Source organism: Amycolatopsis sp. (assembly GCF_035276945.1).
Taxonomy (GTDB): Bacteria; Actinomycetota; Actinomycetes; order Mycobacteriales; family Pseudonocardiaceae; genus Amycolatopsis_E.
This window is the reverse complement of sequence record NZ_DATELF010000096.1, coordinates 58,464-73,525: the sequence shown is the minus strand read 5'-3', so window position 1 is coordinate 73,525 and position 15,062 is coordinate 58,464. Positions and strand designations below refer to the sequence as shown.

Sequence of the window (15,062 nt, the reverse complement as noted above, 5' to 3'; positions counted from 1 at the left end):
CTCCTAGCTGACGAATCCCTTCGCGACCATCCAGTCACGGGCGACCTCGCCGGGGTCTCTGCCGTCGACGTCGACCTGCTTGCACAGTTCGATCATCTGCTGGTTGTCCAGCGCGTCGCCGACCGGTTCCAGCACCTCACGCAGGGCTGGATACCGTTCCAGGAACGATTTCTTCAGCGTGACCGCCGCGTTGTACTGCGGGAAGAACTTCTTGTCGTCGGTGAGCACCCGGAGATTCAGCCCGGCGATCCGGCCGTCGGTGGTGAATATCTCGCCGAAATTGCAGGTTCCGTTCGCGATCGCCGAATATATCGTCCCGGTGCCGAACGTCTTCACCGTCGTGGTCGGGAAACCGTAGGTCGCCTGCACCCCGGGCATACCGTCCTGCCGGCTCGCGAATTCCGTTTCCACGCAGAACACCGCCTGGTCGGGATGTTCCCGGAGAAAGGACGTCATGTCCGAAGTGGACCTCAGGTTGTGCGCCTGCGCGTAGGCTTCCGTGGTGCCGAACGCATAGGTGTCGTTGACCGGGGAATAGCGGAGCCAGGTGACCCCGTTCTGTCGCTCGTCGGCCGCCTTGACCGCGTCGTACTGACCGGCCTCGTCCGGAATCGGCTGGTCGTTGCCCTGGTAGGAGATCCAGGCGGTGCCGGTATATTCCCAGTACAGGCTCACCTGCTCGTTGAGCAACGCCTGGCGCTCGCTGTTCGAGCCACTGATGTTGGTCAGGTCGGTGACCTTCGCCCCGGCCGCGGAAAGGGCAAGCTCGGCGAGGTAACCGAGAATGATGTTTTCGGTGAAATCCTTCGATCCCACCGTCACGTGGACCCCGGAAAGGCTCGGTTCCGGCCGGATCGAGCCCGGTTTCACCTCGTAGGGCAGCGCCGCGTTGAGGTCCAGCCCGCACGCGGTGAGCGAACTCGCCAGCACCACCGCCCCGAAGGTCGCCAGTAGCCTCCTCACGACAGCCCCCTCGGTCCGAAGACCTCCTCCAGCACCGCGCCCACCCAGTCGACCAGCAGCGCGAGCCCCACCGCGAGCACCGCACCGGTGACCAGCACGGGAATCCGGTTCAGCTTGTAGCCGGTGTCGATCAGCTCACCGAGCCCGCCACCGTTGACGAAGAACGCCAGGGTGGCCGTGCCCACCGCGAGCACGAGCGAGGTGCGCAATCCGGCCAGGATCAGCGGCACGGCCAGCGGCAGTTCGACCCGGAACAGCACGCCCGCCGACGACATGCCGATTCCGCGGCCGGCGTCGGTGAGTGCCGGGTCCACGGCGTCGATCCCCACGATCGTGTTCCGCAGCACCGGCAGCAGCGAGTAGAAGGCGATCGGCAGCACCGCGCACCAGAAGCCCTCCCAACTGGTCCAGAGGAAGAACAGCACGATCACGCCGAGGGCCGGTGCGGCCTGGCCGATGTTGGCGATGGACAGGAACACCGGCGCGACCGGCCTGGCCCACGACCGCGTCAGCACGATCCCGAGCGGCACCGCCACGACGACCACGATGGCCGCCACACCGACGGTGATCAGCAGATGCTGCCAGGTGTCGGCGAGCAGCGTCGGCCAGTTCAGGCTCTCCGCTTCGGTCGCGTCGTTTTCCCTGGTCAGTGCCCAGATCAGGACCGCTGTGACGAGCACCGCCACGCTCAGCGGCTGGGCGAGCAGCCGGGCCCGGTCCGCGCGGCGGAACCCGGATTCCGTGGAGAACTCAACGGTCGTGGCCATCAGGAGTGCTCCTCCCGCAGCCGCTGGACGGTCGCCGTCACCGTGTCCAGTTCGATCACCCCCGCGTACTCGCCGCGCGGGCCGGTCACCGGCACCGCACCGCCCTCCACGAGCATCGCCTCGAGCGCGTCCTGCAATGTGGACTGGAGGCTGACCAGGTCCCCGACCGGTTTGCCCGCCGTGCTCAGCGAGGACGCCGAGGCGAGGTCACGGACGTGGGCCCAGCGTACCGGGCGGTCGCGCTCGTCGAGGATCAGCGCGAAGGTCTCGCCACGCTCGGTCAACTCCCGCCGGACCTGGGCAGGCGGATCGCTCAGCCGGGCGGTGACGGTGTCCTTCCTCAGCTCCACGTCCCGGACCCGCAACAGGGTGAGCTGCTTGAGCGACGCACCCGCACCGACGAAGCCCGCGACGGTGTCGTCTGCCGGATTGGCCAGTATCGCGTCCGGCGTGTCGTACTGGAGGATCGCCGACCGGTCGCCGAGAACCGCGATCTTGTCGCCGAGCTTGACCGCCTCGTCGAAGTCATGTGTGACGAACACGATCGTCTTGCGCAGTTCGGCCTGCAGGCGCAACAGTTCGTCCTGCAGGTTGCCGCGCGTGATCGGGTCGACCGCGCCGAACGGCTCGTCCATCAGCAGCACCGGTGGATCCGCGGCCAGCGCCCGCGCGACGCCCACGCGCTGCAGCTGACCACCGGAAAGCTGGCGCGGGTAGCGGTCGTGGAACACCTTCGGGTCGAGGCCCACCAGGTCCATCATCTGCTCGACCCGGTCGCCGATCCGCTTGCGGTCCCAGCCGAGCAGCCCGGGCACGACTGCGATGTTCTGCGCGACGGTGAAATGCGGGAACAACCCGGCCTGCTGGATCGCGTACCCGATCTTGCGGCGCAGCTGGTCCGGATTCAGCCGCAGCGCGTCCTCGCCACCGATGCTGATCCGGCCCGAGGTCGGCTCGATCAGGCGGTTGATCATCCGCATGGTGGTGGTCTTGCCGCAGCCCGACGGACCGACCAGGATCACGATCTTGCCCGCCGGGATGGTCATCGTGACATCGTCGACGGCGGGCTCAGCCGAACCCGGGTAGCGCTTGGTCACCTTCTCCAGCCGGATTTCCGCTCCGGAAACGGCTTCAGACACGGATCCCCCTCGGAACGGTGAAACGGGCGATGAGGACATAAATGCCGTCGAGGACCAGCGCGAGGACGACCACGCCGAGCGTACCGGCCAGCGCCTGGTTGACGGAGTTGACGCTGCCCGCCCGGGTCAGCCCGGAGAACACCTCCGACCCGAGGCCGGGTCCCTTGGCATAGGCCGCGATCACCGCGATGCCCATCAGCATCTGGGTGGCGACCCGCATCCCGGCCAGGATCGCCGGCCAGGCCAGCCGCAGCTCGATCCGGGTGAGCACGCCGAACCGGCTCATCCCGATGCCTCTGGCGGCGTCGGTCACCGCCGGGTCGACGCCGCCCAGCCCGACGATGGTGTTCCGCACGATCGGCAGCAGCGCGTAGAGCACCAGCGAGATCACCGACGGGACCACCCCGAGCCCGACGAGCGGGATCAGCAGCCCGATCAGGGCGAACGACGGAATGGTCAGGATCGTGCTGGCGAGCGCGGTGGCCAGCGCCGAGCCGATCGGGCTGCGGTAGACCGCGACCCCGATCAGCACCCCGATCACCGCGGCGAGCACGGTGGCCTGTACCACCGCGCTGACGTGCAGCCAGGCCTGAAGTGACAGCCTGCTCCACCGGTCCGCGACATACTCGAACAGGTTCATGGTGTGACCACCGTTTCGCATGAGTTGGCAAATTTGCAACCGCCCACGCCTCGACATGGGGCTCACATCTCCCCTTCGGACATGATCTGACCAGGAAAGATAACGCTTTTCGCAATTTGTGTGGTTCGTCTCGTGGGACGACCTGACCACGCGTCGCACCGTCTCCTACCCTTGACTGTCGTGAGCAGGCGACCAGAGCGGCACGGTGCGTTACCGACCGTGCGCGGCGCCCTGCTCGCGACCAGTTCGGCGGGCCTGGCGGTCATGGCGCACACGCTCGCCGACGGCGATCTGCCCGACGCGTCGATGACCGTGGTGCTGACCCTGGTCGTCGGCTGGGCCGGCGCGGCGCTCGCCAAGAAGACCACGGGATTCCGCGGCGTGCTCGCCGCCCTCGGCGCCGCCCAGCTCGGCATGCACGTCGTGCTGACCGGGCTGATGGGGCATCTCGTCCCGTCCGGCGGCATGATGCTCGCCCACACCGGGGCAACCGTCGCGACCGCGCTCCTCCAGGCGCACGCGGAGGCAATGCTGCTGGCGGCCGCGGCGAGCCTGTGGTTCCTCCTGCCCGTGGTGTGGCGGCCGGCGCCGGTACCCGCCCGGCCGGGCCGCCCGCAGGTCCGGCCCCGGGCCGGTTCGCCGCTCGCCTCCGTGCTGTTGACTCGGGTACATCGCCGCCGCGGCCCACCCATTCGCTCCTGAACCACGTATTCCCTTACACCAGCGCTCCCCGGCGCTGGACTCGATCATTCAGGAGCAACTGACCATGTCCAAGAAACGAGTTCTACGCGCGATCGTCGTGATCGGCGCGGTCGGCGCCACCGGGCTCCTCGGCGCGGGAATCGCGTCGGCGCACGTCACGGCGAACAGCTACGGCAGCCAGCCGCAGAAGGGCGGCTACGGCACCGTCGTGTTCCGCGTGCCCAACGAGGAGCAAGACGCCGGAACCGTCAAGCTCGAGGTGGACTTCAAGCCCGAGTACGCGCTCAGTTCCGTGCGGTACGAGCCGATTCCCGGGTGGACGGCCGAAGTCACCAGGACCCAGCTGCCCGCCCCGGTGAAGAACGGCAAGAACCTCGACGTCAACAACCCGGTCACCAAGATCGTCTGGACGGCGCAGCCCGGCGGCGGCATCGCCAAGGGCGCCGACCAGTTCCAGGACTTCGAGATCACCCTGTCCACCCTTCCGTCCAATGTAGACGAACTGGTGCTGCCCGCACTCCAGACCTACTCCGACAACAAGGTCGTCGGCTGGAACGAGGTGACCCCGGCGAACGGCCAGGAACCGGAGCACCCCGCACCGACCGTCAAGCTCGCCGCGGCGACGGGCGACGGGCACGACGGCATGGCGGGGATGTCGATGGGTTCGTCGGACAGTGGTTCGTCGGACAGTGGTTCGTCGACTGACGGTTCGGCGAGCAACACCGACACCACCGCCCGGTGGCTCGGTGGTGCCGGGCTGGTCGTCGGCGCGCTCGGCCTCGGTTTCGGCGCGGGCGCGACCCTTCGGGCTCGTAAGGCGACGAAGAGTGCTCCGTAGGTTCGCGATCACGCTCGCGGTGGCGGTGGTGGCCATGTTCGGCATGGTCACCCCGGCCTCCGCGCACGACGTACTCATCTCGACCGACCCGGCGAAGGACGCCGCGCTGGACACCGGGCCTGCCAAGATCACGCTCACCTTCGACGCGCCGGTGCAGGGCGGCGACATCAACCAGATCGCGGTCACCGGGCCGAACGGCACGCAGTGGGCGGAAGGCAGCGTCCAGATCGACAGCAACGTGATCAGCGCGCCGGTGCGCCCGCTCGGCCCGGCCGGGGTGTACACGGTGGGCTACCGGATCCTGTCCGCCGACGGGCACCCGGTGGAAGGGCAGTACGCCTTCACCCTGACCAAGGCGGGCACCGGCACCCCGGCCACGGCGAGCGCGGCCACCGGGACGGCTCAGTCGAGCGGTTCGGGCGGCGTGCCGATCTGGGTGTGGATCGCCGGTGCGGTGGTCCTGCTGGCCATCGGGCTCACGCTCGCGCTGCGCATGGGACGGGAGAAACCTTAGTGACCACGGCCGAGACCACCTCCCACGTTCGCTATGCCACCGTCGTCGCGACGGTCACCGCCGCGCTGGCGGGGGCGTTGATCGGGGTCGCGCTCACCGCGAGCACCCCGATCCCGGGTGTGGCGGAGGCCAGCGAGGTGGTCTCGGTCGCCATCCCGCTCGTGCGCGTACTGCTCGACCTCGCGGCGGTCACGACGATCGGGCTCTCCCTGCTTTCCGTACTGGTCGGCTACGACCGGCCGAAGCTCACCGAACCGGTGTTGACCAGGGCGCGCCATGGCGCGGTGGCGAGCGCCCTGATCTGGTCGGTGACCGCGCTGGTCACCCTGGTACTGCAGACCGCGGAGTTCCGGCCGCAGGTCACCGACATCGGTGTGGGCGACATCTGGGACTACGTCGTGCAGGTCGGCGCGGGCAAGGCACTACTGGTCGTGGCCGTACTCGCGCTGGTCCACGCGGGCCTGGGCGTGCTGGCTCTGCGGCACGGGGAGAAGGTGCCCGCCGAGGTCCGGGTGGGGCTCGGCATGTTCGCGCTGCTCCCGCTGCCGGTGACCGGGCACGCGGCGAACTGGGACCACCACGACTACACGATGATCTCGATGGAGCTGCACGTGATGAGCGCGGTCGCCTGGACCGGCGGCCTCGGCGCGATGACCGTGCTGCTTTCCGCGAACCGGACGCTGCTCGCCCACGCGCTGCCGCGGTTCTCCAGGCTGGCCACGGTGTGCCTGGCGTTGGCGGCGGTCACCGGTCTGTTCAACGGGTGCGTGGAAATCCTGCTCAACCCCACGATCGGCTTCTGGGCGGGACTGTTCACCACCCCCTACGGGCAGCTCGTGCTGTTGAAACTGATGTGCGCCGGCACGATCGCGCTGCTCGGCGCCCGCCTCAGGTGGCGGCTGATGCCGCGGATCATCCGGCATGAACGCACCGCGCTCGCGGCCTGGGCGACCCTGGAACTCACCACGATGGGACTGGCGTTCGGCTTCGCCATCGTCCTGACCAGGGCGCCAGTGACATGAAAAGATTTCAGATGACGCGCGATCGTCACAGAGCGTAGCTGCAACTTGCACGTTTGGCCTAGCGATTAATCCGGTTAGCAGCTGACTAGCTGGGCCGAATTCCGCACTGGCCGCACGTGCATCCGCGAGCGGCGAGCGGCTACCACTGGTCGGCGAGCGTCACGGCAGCGTCACGCTTTTCCGGGTCAGCTGTAACGCGACCAGGGAACGAGCATTTGACCGCCCCGGAGATCGTCCAGCCGGCGGCGGAGCTCGGCACGCACCTGGGGATGGCTGCGCAGGATCGGCAGCACGCTGGTGGTCAGCTTGAGCTCCCGTACCGCCCTGAGCACGGCGAACCCCTCCCACCTGGTCACGTCGAAACCGTAGGTGTCGGCCAGCATGCGGTACCGGCCAACCGGGTCGCCGAACCGTTCGCGACCGACGGCCAGCGGGGTCAGATCCCACTCCGGCGGGCCGACACAGGACGAGTCGAAGTCGCAGAGCACCGGACCGTCCGGGCCCACGATCACGTTCCCGGGGTGCGCGTCGCCGTGGATGAGCCCAGGATCCAGCGGAAACTCGAGCTCACCCAGCGCGGCCTCGACCTCGGCGCAGCGCCGGAGCAGGAACCGCCGGTCGCGCGCGTCGAGCTCCTCGGCGTCGGCGACCCTGGCCCGCACATCGGCCAGCGGCGCCCATTCGCCGACACCATCATCCGGTGGCGGGAGTGCATGTACCCGGCGGAGCAGCCTGCCGAGATCCTTCGCGGTGGCACGCCGACCCGCCTGCTCCACCTTCACCCAGGCGGTGATCACCTGCTCGCCGACGTGAATGGGCTGGTCAACGCCGGGGAGCAGGCGGATGGCGGGGATGGCGTGCCGCTCGAAATGGCGGGCGACGGCCACCACCTTCGCCACCCGGTGCCGCAGCGCGCGCGACCCGACGATCCGTAACACGACCGGTGCGCCGGCGAGGGCGTAGACCGCGTTGTTGGTGAACCGCACCAGCTTCGCGCCGCGATGGTCGAGCCCGAGCAACGCGGCGGTCTCGGCCAGGGCCCAGTCCAACTTCTCCCTGGTGAACCGGCCAGGGAGCACGCGCGCCGTTGCGGTGGTGGACATCGTTTCAGTTCCCGGAGTGCATTGTCAGGCCGCGAAGAACGCGTTCAGCCGCTCGCTCAGGTCGCGAGCGTCCGGGTTGTTCTTCCGCTTGTCCGCCTCGTCCCGCAACGGCGCCATCCGGTCCTTGATCCGGGCCGACTTCAGCCCTTCGGAGGACCCCAGCGCCAGGCGGCCGACACGTGCGCCGTGGTCGATGTCGCCGTCGAGCAGGTGGTTGGTGGCCAGTTCGCTCAGCATGAACGTCTTGCTGCGCTGCATCGACTCCGGGTAGGAGTCGACCGCCCTGGTCAGCGCCGGAATCGCGTACTTGGTGTGGTTCGTGTCCACCTTCCGCGCGAGCACGGTGTGCACCGTGCCGATCATCGCGTAGACGTCGGTCTCGTTGAAGAACTTGACCCAGTCCTCCGCCTCGGCGAGATTCGCCCTGGCGAACTCGTCCTTGGCCAGGCCCAGCAGTTTGAGCGCCTGGTCCTCGTTCTCCATCATCGCGTAGGCCCACGCCTGGTTCGCGGCCAGCACGGCGATCGCCAGCTCCGAACCGGACTCCTGCGCGGCGATCTGCCCGAGCTGGAACAGCTTCAGCGCGTCGTTCGGGGCGTCCTGGTGCAGGTAGACCCGGCCCATCCGGTACAGGATGTTGGCCACCAGCGGGTTGTTGTCGCCCTGCTTCGCAAGCTCCAGCGCGTTGGCGAAGTGACCGCGGGCCGAGTCCATCAGCCCGGTGTCGAAGGAGGTCCACCCGGCCAGGCTGTGCAGGTCGGCCAGCGCGACGAACAGGCGCGACCGGACCGGGCTGGTGGCCGAGGAATCGAGCATCTGCTGGCCCCAGGACAACTGGGCCACCACGGCGTCACGGCAGAAACCGCCGCCGTACTGGTAGTCGAGCGCGCGCAACGCCCTTGTCGCGGCCTCCACCTGGCGCACGTCGGTCATCCCGATGTGGCCCGGTGCCGGCGTCCTCGCGGGGCTCGCGGTCCAGGAATGCGGCGACGATCCGAAGACCGCCGCACCCATCGTCACCTGGGCGGCGTGCGCGAGGAAGTTCCGCCGCTTCACGGACTCGTCCTCCTCAGCCTGCTGCTCGTCGGCGGCGCCGACGACCTGGATCTCGGTGGCCTCGTCATAGGCGAGGCCCATGTACCCCCGGGGTACGCCGAGCCCGTCGGCGATCCTCGCCAGCACGTCGTAGGCCATCACCTGGCGGCCCTTGAGGATCTCCGAAACCTCGGACTGGGACTGGCCGGTCATCGCGGCGATCTGGCGCTGCGAGATGCCCTCCTTGCGGAGGTTGCGGTAGACCGCACTGATCTCTCGCTGGGCCAAGGCTTCCCGCATCTCCCGCTTTTCCCACACATCCGGGTTGATGGGGTGACCCTGCCGGGCATCCACAGCGCTGTTGGCGTCCATTTGCGCCCCTTCACCGTCCAGTCGGGGGTTGATTCGCAGCGTAGGCATCCCTATTGAACCGCGCGAACCCTGACTTTGCCGAGCCTGATCGGCTCTGCCGAAATCCTGCGACCGTTCACCGGCCATCCCGCGCCGGTCGCCGCTATGCCGCCGCTTCGTCTTCTCTTCCGGGCATCTTCATCGCAATCTAGTTCTCAGTTGTCGGTGAGCGAGCGGGCACCTCCCGCGATCACACAGAGCAACTACGGACACGACGGCAATGCCCGTACCGACTAGAGCGGAGTTGAACGCGGTGGAGTTCGTGGACTCGATTCCGGCAACACGGACCGGACAGCTTCGGCCGGTGCCGGGCCGTGAGGCCCCCCGCTCGGCGCCCCGGGCCTCGCTGCCGGCGATCACCGACCCACGCGCCGGCCAGGTGCGCCGGTACGAAGGTGGTCGGCTGGTCTGGCGGGTGCAGTGCGGCGACATGATCAACCGGGAACGCTGCGTGACCGTCCTCGTCCAAGACAACCAGGTGGTGCTGGTGGGCCCACCCGGGGAAACGGCGCGCCTGACGGCCGGCCAGCTCGGCCAGCTGAGGGCGGCGCTCAACGAAGCTGCGAAGCTGACGGAAAGGTGAGTTTTTCGTGGATCAGATCCTTGGGCAGGTCCTCCGCAACGCGGTTTGGGAACGCCTCGACATGCTCGCCGACCTCGCCAATCGCGCCGACGCGCAGTCACTGGTCTCGGTAGCGAGATCCGAGCTGCCCCGGCTGACCGAGGGCTGGCGGGCGATGCTCTCCAAGCACGAACCCGACGAGCGTGGGGACTGCCCCACCTGCTCGACCAGGTGGCACCGCTGCAAGGCCCCGTGCTCGGTATGGCAGGTCGCGCATGAACACCTGGTAGCCGGCGGGCTCGCCCCGCAACAGGACCTTCGCCGCCCTTGGCGCCGGAAGAGCGCTGCTGTGCCGCCCCAGACGCGTGGCCAGCTGTCCGCCTCCGAGTCGACCGGTCGGCACGCACTGGTACCGCAGGTCGTGCAGTAGCTACCGTTCAGCGATTAATCACAATTCAACCCCCGGACACCCTAGCCAGGCGCCCAATCCACGCGTATTTTGATCATCATGGCCGCTGTCTGTGAAGTTGCAGAACACAGTTTGCGGCCGCCCCGCCCTTGATGGCCCCGAAACTCCGCGGGCCGGTGCCGTTGCACTCCCCTCCCCCCGACCGGCATCGGCCCGCGGGCCCAAAAAATTGGGCGTCTCCCCTCGGACCTCGAACAGCCGCCTTTCATTCATTCTGTTTGACAGCGGACGGTCCTGTTTCAAGTTTTTTCGCCTTAGCGGACTTCGCGAACGCCGGTGATTAGCGCGCCGGCGGCGAACGTGGTGACGGCGGCGGCCCCGAAGAGGCCCGCGTAGCCACCCAGGTTGGCGAGGATGATTGTCGCCAGCAGGGGTGCGAGAACCTGTGGCAGAAGATTTGCGATGTTGATTAAACCCAGGTCCTTTGCGCGTTCGGACGCGGCGGGAAGCACCTGGATGAGGATTGCCAGGGCCACCGCCCAATAGGCGCCGAAACCGATTCCCAGCAGGGGTGAAGCCACCAGCGCGGCGGGCCAGGTTTGCCAGAACGTGAGGGTCAGCGCGGCCAGCGTCATCACCACGACGGACGCGAACACATAGGGTTTGCGCCGACCGGACGAGTCCGACAAGTGCCCGACGAGCAGGCCGCCGATCACCAGGGCCACTCCGTACAGGCCCATCATGATCAGCAGGCCGGTGTCGGGATCCGGGTAGTGCACCGCGTCCTTGAGGAAGTACAGCAGGTAGAACGTGCCCAGCGCGTTGCCCAGGTTGATCAGGAAGTGGCAGCCCCAGGCCCAGGCGAAGTCCGGATGCCGGCGCGGCGAGATCCACAGGTCCGCCAGGACCGCACGCCAGCGCGCCAGCGGCCAGTCGCGGGGCAGCGCGATATCCGGCGTCCGCAGCACGAACAGCGCGGCCCCCACCACCACGATCACCGCGCACGCCAGATAACCACCCGAAAGGCTGGTGATCAGCACCGTCACCAGCACCGCGCCCAGCACGGTCCCCAGCATCTGGCCGATCCCGACCAACCCGCCGATCCGCGCGCGCTGCTCCACCGGCACCCGGTCGGGGACCGTCGAGGTCAGCGTGGCGAGCATGCCGTTGAGCCCGGCCTGCACCACGCACCAGCCGATCGTCATCACCACGACGTTGCCCGCGAGCGCCAGCACGACCAACCCCGCCGCGCCGGCCACCGCGCCCGCCAGCGTCCATGGATGGCGGCGGCCGAACCGCGAGCGAGTCCGGTCCGAGGCCAGGCCCACCAACGGGTTGGCGAGCAGCGACACCACCGCCCCGATGCCGGTGACCAGGCCGAACACGACCTCCTTGTGCGCCGAATCAAGCAGCTCGGCCTGTTCTGGCAGCAACACCTGGATCGGCGCGTAGATGCCCAGCCACAGGCCGATGTTGGCCAGGAACAGCAGGCTGGTCCAGCCGGGCCGGACCCGCGCGGTCGGCTCCGCCAGCGCCTTCGGCAGCTGGCTTTCCGCCTGGGCTTCGGGCTCCGCACTACTCATGGGTCACGACCTTCTGGTACCACGCGAAGGAATCCTTGGGGGTCCGCCGCTGAGTGTCGTAGTCGACGTGCACCAGACCGAAGCGGGGGGCGTAGCCCTTCGACCATTCGAAGTTGTCCAGCAGCGACCAGACGAAGTAACCGCGCACGTCCACCCCCGCGTCCATGGCCTTCCGCACCGCGCGGAGGTGCTGTTCGAGGAAGTCGATCCGCTCGGGATCGTGGATGCCGTCGAAACTGCACCCGTTTTCGGTGATGTAGATCGGCGGCAGCTTGTCGGCGTAGTTCTGCCGAAAGCCGACAAGAAGGTCACGTAGGGCGTCCGGGACGATCACCGAATCACTGGTGGTGCTCGGATAACCCTCGATCGGGCGTAACTCGAACGGCAGCGGGTTGCCCGGGGCGGGAGCGGCGGCCGCCTGCGGCTCGTAGTAGTTGACGCCGTAGAAGTCGAGCGGCTGGGCGATCGTGGGGAGATCGGCCACGTACCCCTCGGGGAGGTGTTCGACGATCTCCTCGGGATAGCCGCCCAGGAGGACGGGATCGGCGAACAGGCGGTTGAGCAGGGCGTCCAGCCACACCGCCGCCGCGCGGTCGGCTTCGCTGCCGGTCACCGGCCAGACCGGTGAATGGTGGTTCGCGGTACCCACACTGCGCGCGCCCGCGGCCCGCAGGGCCTGAACGGCCAGGCCGTGCGCGAGGTTCTGGTAGTGCGCCGTCGGCACGGCATCCAGCAGCAGCGTCTTGCCCGGCGCGTACTCCCCGATCGCGTAGCCGTGGACCGTGGTGACCATCGGCTCGTTGATCGGGATCCACATCCGCACCCGATCGGCGAAATGTGCGCCGAGGATCGCGGTGTACTCGGCGAAGCGTTCCGCGGTGTCCCTGACCAGCCAGCCACCGGCGTCTTCCAGCGCCTGTGGGGTGTCCCAGTGGTACACAGTGGCCACCGGGGCGATGTCCGCCTCGCACAACGCGTCGAGCAGGCGGTCGTAGAAGGCGACCCCCTTCGGGTTGGGCACCCCGACCCCGTCCGGCTGAATCCTGGGCCACGCAAAGGACATCCGGTACGCCCCGACCCCCAGTTCGGACATCAGCGCGATGTCCTCCGGGTAGCGGTGGTAGTGGTCGCAGGCGACATAGGCGGATTCCCCGAAGGTGTCCCAGACGGACAGTCCGCGGCCATCCTCGCGCGTCGCGCCTTCAATCTGAAAGGCTGAGGTCGACACGCCCCAAAGGAAGTTTTCAGGAAAGTCCAGGTTCTGCACCGGCGACCCGCCCTTCCGCCCACCAAACGTGAAAATTTCTCATACGATAGCCGTTCCCTCGTCCGGGGGGAAGCCTTCGACACGCTAAAGTCGCAGTTCAGAGCACTAGGAGGAGCACCACGTGTCGGAACCTCAGGCGACCACCCCGCTTCGCCGACAACCCGTGCAGCAACGTAGCGCCAAGCGGGTCGAGCAGATGCTGGACGCGAGCGCGCAGTTGATCGACGAGGTCGGCTACGACGCGTTGACCACCACCCTGATCGCCAAGCGAGCGGGCGTCGCGGTCGGTTCGCTCTACCAGTTCTTCCCGGACAAACGGGCCGTCGTGCAGGCACTGACCCAGCGCAACGTGGACCGGTTCCTGGCGGCGGTCAGCGGACGGCTGGCCAGCGAGGACCCGCGGCACTGGTGGGACGTGGTGGACTCGGTGCTCGACATCTACCTGCACATGCATCGGGAGGTGCCCGCATTCTCCAAGGTCCACTTCGGAGACGTGGTCGACCGGCAACTACTCGACGAAAGCCGCGACAACAACAAGGTCATCGCGGATTCGCTGACCGACCTGGTGCGCAAGTACGTGGAGAATCCGGGCGAGAAGCTGTCGATGGCGATGACCATCGCCATCGAGGTGGCGGACGCGCTGTTGAAACTCGCCTTCGCCGACGACCCGCAGGGCGATCCGGAGATCGTCGGCGAGACCAAGTTCCTGATCAAGGGCTACCTGGCCAACCGCCTCGGCGAGTAGGCAGTGCTTGACCGGCTTTACCGGCTTTCTGCCCACGATCGGGGCCCGCGCGCAGGGCGGCTTCGAACTCGGACTAATCCACAGGGCCTGTGGACAACTCTCCGTCGATCAGCCGAAGTTCCGCACCTCACCGCGGTAGGTCGGCACCACTCGCTCCACCCGGCCATCCACCACAAGGTGATATTCGGTGAACCGTTCGGCGAGTTCACCCGCCTTCGCGTGGCGGAACCAGACGCGATCGCCTAACCGCAGGTCACGGGCCGCCCGACCGACAACCGGGGTCTGCACCTCGCCGGCTCCCTCGACCCCGATCAGCTTGAGCCCGGCGGGCAGATACGGCGACGGGAGACGGGACCTCGACGCGGATCCGGAGGCGATGTAGCCGCCGGCGAACAGGGTTGCGATTCCCCGCTTCGGCTTGTGGACAACTGGCAGCGCGAACAGCGCCGCCGGGCGTGGACGGAACCGCGCATAGCCGTCGAACAAACCGGACCCGATCAGCCCGGACCCCGCCGCGACCTCCGTGACCGCACCCTCGGCACGAGTGGTTTCGATGCTGCCCGAGCCCCCGCCGTTGACGAACTCGAGATCGGCGACCGCCCGCACCAGCCGGACCGCCTCGGCCCGGCGGCCGACGAGTTCGGCGGCCGACCGGCGCTGCATCCATCGCACGAGCCCGTCGGTGAACTTGCCGGTGGCGTCCGGGATCCCGGCGATCTGCCCCTCGTAGCCCATCAGGCCGACCAGCCGGAAACCCTTGCGCGCCACCACCTTCCTGGCCAGCTCGGCCGCCTGGCGAGGGGTGAACACCGGGGAACGCCGAGTGCCGACGTGCACCATCGGCAGCGGGCGCCACGACGAGTCGAGCTCGAGGCAGATCCGGATCTCCGGATGGTCGTGCCCGGCCGCGGCATCCACGATGTCCAGGTGCTCGGTCGAGTCGATCGTGATGGTGACGGCCGCTCGGGCCCGCTCGTCGGCCGCCAGGCTCCGCAGCGCGCCGTGGTCGACGGTGGGATAGGCCACCAGGATGTCGTCGCTGGTGCCGTGCTCGGCGTGCCAGAGCGCCTCGGGCAGCGAGTAGCACATCAACCCGCTGAAACCAGCCTTGCCGAGCGCCCGTTCGATCAGGTACCGGCAGCGAACGGACTTGCTGACGACCCGGATCGGCACGCTCGCCGCCCGCCGGGCGAGGTCCTCGGCGTTGGCGTCGAACGCGGCAAGGTCGACCACCGCGAGCGGTGGATCGAGGTCCTTGGTCGCCAGGTCGTAGCCGTTCGGCGTGGTCATGGGGGTTACGGTACGGCAACCAGGATTGAAACGCGAATACGATTCACTTACTCTTCGTCACTGGATCTGGGC

At 68.1% G+C, this 15,062-nt stretch carries 16 protein-coding genes; 7 read left to right on the top strand and 9 right to left on the bottom strand.

Going from position 1 to position 15,062, the window contains the following annotated elements; all coding sequences use genetic code 11:
• Positions 1-3: 3 nt before the first annotated feature.
• Genes VJT49_RS16490 through VJT49_RS16475 form a run of 4 tightly spaced genes read right to left on the bottom strand, consistent with a single transcriptional unit; the run spans position 4 to position 3,509 of the window.
• Positions 4-963 (bottom strand): glycine betaine ABC transporter substrate-binding protein, encoded by a 960-nt coding sequence (locus VJT49_RS16490; RefSeq protein WP_324165702.1) that lies wholly within the window; start codon positions 961-963, stop codon positions 4-6.
• Entirely contained in the window at positions 960-1,730 is a 771-nt protein-coding gene (locus VJT49_RS16485; protein ID WP_324165701.1) for an ABC transporter permease, read from the bottom strand. Before VJT49_RS16485 ends, VJT49_RS16490 begins: the two co-directional genes overlap by 4 nt.
• Positions 1,730-2,908 (bottom strand): ATP-binding cassette domain-containing protein, encoded by a 1,179-nt coding sequence (locus VJT49_RS16480; protein ID WP_324165700.1) that lies wholly within the window; start codon positions 2,906-2,908, stop codon positions 1,730-1,732. The genes VJT49_RS16485 and VJT49_RS16480 overlap by 1 nt, the downstream gene beginning before the upstream one ends.
• Positions 2,862-3,509 (bottom strand): ABC transporter permease, encoded by a 648-nt coding sequence (locus tag VJT49_RS16475; RefSeq protein ID WP_324165699.1) that lies wholly within the window; start codon positions 3,507-3,509, stop codon positions 2,862-2,864. The genes VJT49_RS16480 and VJT49_RS16475 overlap by 47 nt, the downstream gene beginning before the upstream one ends.
• 180 nt (positions 3,510-3,689) lie before the next feature.
• On the opposite strand from VJT49_RS16475, the gene VJT49_RS16470 reads away from it, so the two are divergent.
• The 4 genes from VJT49_RS16470 to VJT49_RS16455 all read left to right on the top strand — a co-directional run bounded on the left by VJT49_RS16470 (position 3,690) and on the right by VJT49_RS16455 (position 6,585).
• On the top strand, positions 3,690-4,211 hold the full coding sequence (locus VJT49_RS16470; protein ID WP_324165698.1) for a hypothetical protein: 522 nt from the start codon (positions 3,690-3,692) through the stop codon (positions 4,209-4,211).
• A gap of 64 nt (positions 4,212-4,275) precedes the next feature.
• Complete coding sequence (locus tag VJT49_RS16465; RefSeq protein ID WP_324165697.1) at positions 4,276-5,049, top strand: YcnI family protein; 774 nt, start codon at positions 4,276-4,278, stop codon at positions 5,047-5,049.
• A gap of 34 nt (positions 5,050-5,083) precedes the next feature.
• Positions 5,084-5,563 carry a copper resistance CopC family protein gene (locus tag VJT49_RS16460; protein ID WP_324165722.1) on the top strand — a complete coding sequence of 160 codons (480 nt, stop codon included), beginning with the start codon at positions 5,084-5,086 and terminating at the stop codon, positions 5,561-5,563.
• Complete coding sequence (locus VJT49_RS16455; protein WP_324165696.1) at positions 5,563-6,585, top strand: copper resistance D family protein; 1,023 nt, start codon at positions 5,563-5,565, stop codon at positions 6,583-6,585. The genes VJT49_RS16460 and VJT49_RS16455 overlap by 1 nt, the downstream gene beginning before the upstream one ends.
• A 185-nt stretch (positions 6,586-6,770) precedes the next feature.
• On the opposite strand, the gene VJT49_RS16450 is transcribed toward VJT49_RS16455, so the two are convergent.
• Both VJT49_RS16450 and VJT49_RS16445 read right to left on the bottom strand, forming a co-directional pair.
• Positions 6,771-7,688: an aminoglycoside phosphotransferase family protein gene (locus VJT49_RS16450; RefSeq protein ID WP_324165695.1), complete on the bottom strand. Its 918-nt coding sequence runs from the start codon at positions 7,686-7,688 to the stop codon at positions 6,771-6,773.
• A gap of 24 nt (positions 7,689-7,712) precedes the next feature.
• A complete protein-coding gene (locus VJT49_RS16445; protein WP_324165694.1) occupies positions 7,713-9,095 on the bottom strand; it encodes a helix-turn-helix transcriptional regulator in 1,383 nt (460 codons plus the stop codon).
• A 292-nt stretch (positions 9,096-9,387) separates the two neighbouring features.
• On the opposite strand from VJT49_RS16445, the gene VJT49_RS16440 reads away from it, so the two are divergent.
• Together VJT49_RS16440 and VJT49_RS16435 are read left to right on the top strand one after the other, a co-directional pair.
• On the top strand, positions 9,388-9,717 hold the full coding sequence (locus tag VJT49_RS16440; RefSeq protein WP_414635993.1) for a hypothetical protein: 330 nt from the start codon (positions 9,388-9,390) through the stop codon (positions 9,715-9,717).
• Positions 9,718-9,724: 7 nt separating this feature from the next.
• The gene (locus tag VJT49_RS16435; RefSeq protein WP_324165692.1) at positions 9,725-10,126 is read left to right on the top strand and encodes a hypothetical protein; all 402 of its coding nucleotides are present in this window, start codon (positions 9,725-9,727) and stop codon (positions 10,124-10,126) included.
• Between the two features lie 293 nt (positions 10,127-10,419).
• Here the strand turns inward: VJT49_RS16435 and VJT49_RS16430 are convergent, their stop codons facing one another.
• Together VJT49_RS16430 and VJT49_RS16425 are read right to left on the bottom strand one after the other, a co-directional pair.
• Positions 10,420-11,688, bottom strand: a complete 1,269-nt coding sequence (locus VJT49_RS16430) for an MFS transporter (protein ID WP_324165691.1) — start codon at positions 11,686-11,688, stop codon at positions 10,420-10,422.
• Positions 11,681-12,955, bottom strand: a complete 1,275-nt coding sequence (locus tag VJT49_RS16425; RefSeq protein ID WP_324165690.1) for a GH1 family beta-glucosidase — start codon at positions 12,953-12,955, stop codon at positions 11,681-11,683. The genes VJT49_RS16430 and VJT49_RS16425 overlap by 8 nt, the downstream gene beginning before the upstream one ends.
• Before the next feature lie 121 nt (positions 12,956-13,076).
• Between VJT49_RS16425 and VJT49_RS16420 the strand changes: the two genes are divergently transcribed.
• Positions 13,077-13,700 (top strand): TetR family transcriptional regulator, encoded by a 624-nt coding sequence (locus tag VJT49_RS16420; RefSeq protein WP_324165689.1) that lies wholly within the window; start codon positions 13,077-13,079, stop codon positions 13,698-13,700.
• Positions 13,701-13,808: 108 nt separating this feature from the next.
• On the opposite strand, the gene VJT49_RS16415 is transcribed toward VJT49_RS16420, so the two are convergent.
• Positions 13,809-14,990, bottom strand: coding sequence for an amino acid deaminase/aldolase (locus VJT49_RS16415; RefSeq protein WP_324165688.1), 1,182 nt, complete (start codon positions 14,988-14,990; stop codon positions 13,809-13,811).
• Positions 14,991-15,062 lie beyond the last annotated feature (72 nt).

Coding starts and splice junctions, on each gene's coding strand:
- VJT49_RS16475 (WP_324165699.1), bottom strand. CDS start 3,509: ATGAACCTGTTCGAGTATGTCGCGGACCGGTGGAGCAGGCTGTCACTT.
- VJT49_RS16450 (WP_324165695.1), bottom strand. CDS start 7,688: ATGTCCACCACCGCAACGGCGCGCGTGCTCCCTGGCCGGTTCACCAGG.
- VJT49_RS16415 (WP_324165688.1), bottom strand. CDS start 14,990: ATGACCACGCCGAACGGCTACGACCTGGCGACCAAGGACCTCGATCCA.
- VJT49_RS16485 (WP_324165701.1), bottom strand. CDS start 1,730: ATGGCCACGACCGTTGAGTTCTCCACGGAATCCGGGTTCCGCCGCGCG.
- VJT49_RS16430 (WP_324165691.1), bottom strand. CDS start 11,688: ATGAGTAGTGCGGAGCCCGAAGCCCAGGCGGAAAGCCAGCTGCCGAAG.
- VJT49_RS16480 (WP_324165700.1), bottom strand. CDS start 2,908: ATGTCCTCATCGCCCGTTTCACCGTTCCGAGGGGGATCCGTGTCTGAA.
- VJT49_RS16445 (WP_324165694.1), bottom strand. CDS start 9,095: ATGGACGCCAACAGCGCTGTGGATGCCCGGCAGGGTCACCCCATCAAC.
- VJT49_RS16460 (WP_324165722.1), top strand. CDS start 5,084: ATGTTCGGCATGGTCACCCCGGCCTCCGCGCACGACGTACTCATCTCG.
- VJT49_RS16465 (WP_324165697.1), top strand. CDS start 4,276: ATGTCCAAGAAACGAGTTCTACGCGCGATCGTCGTGATCGGCGCGGTC.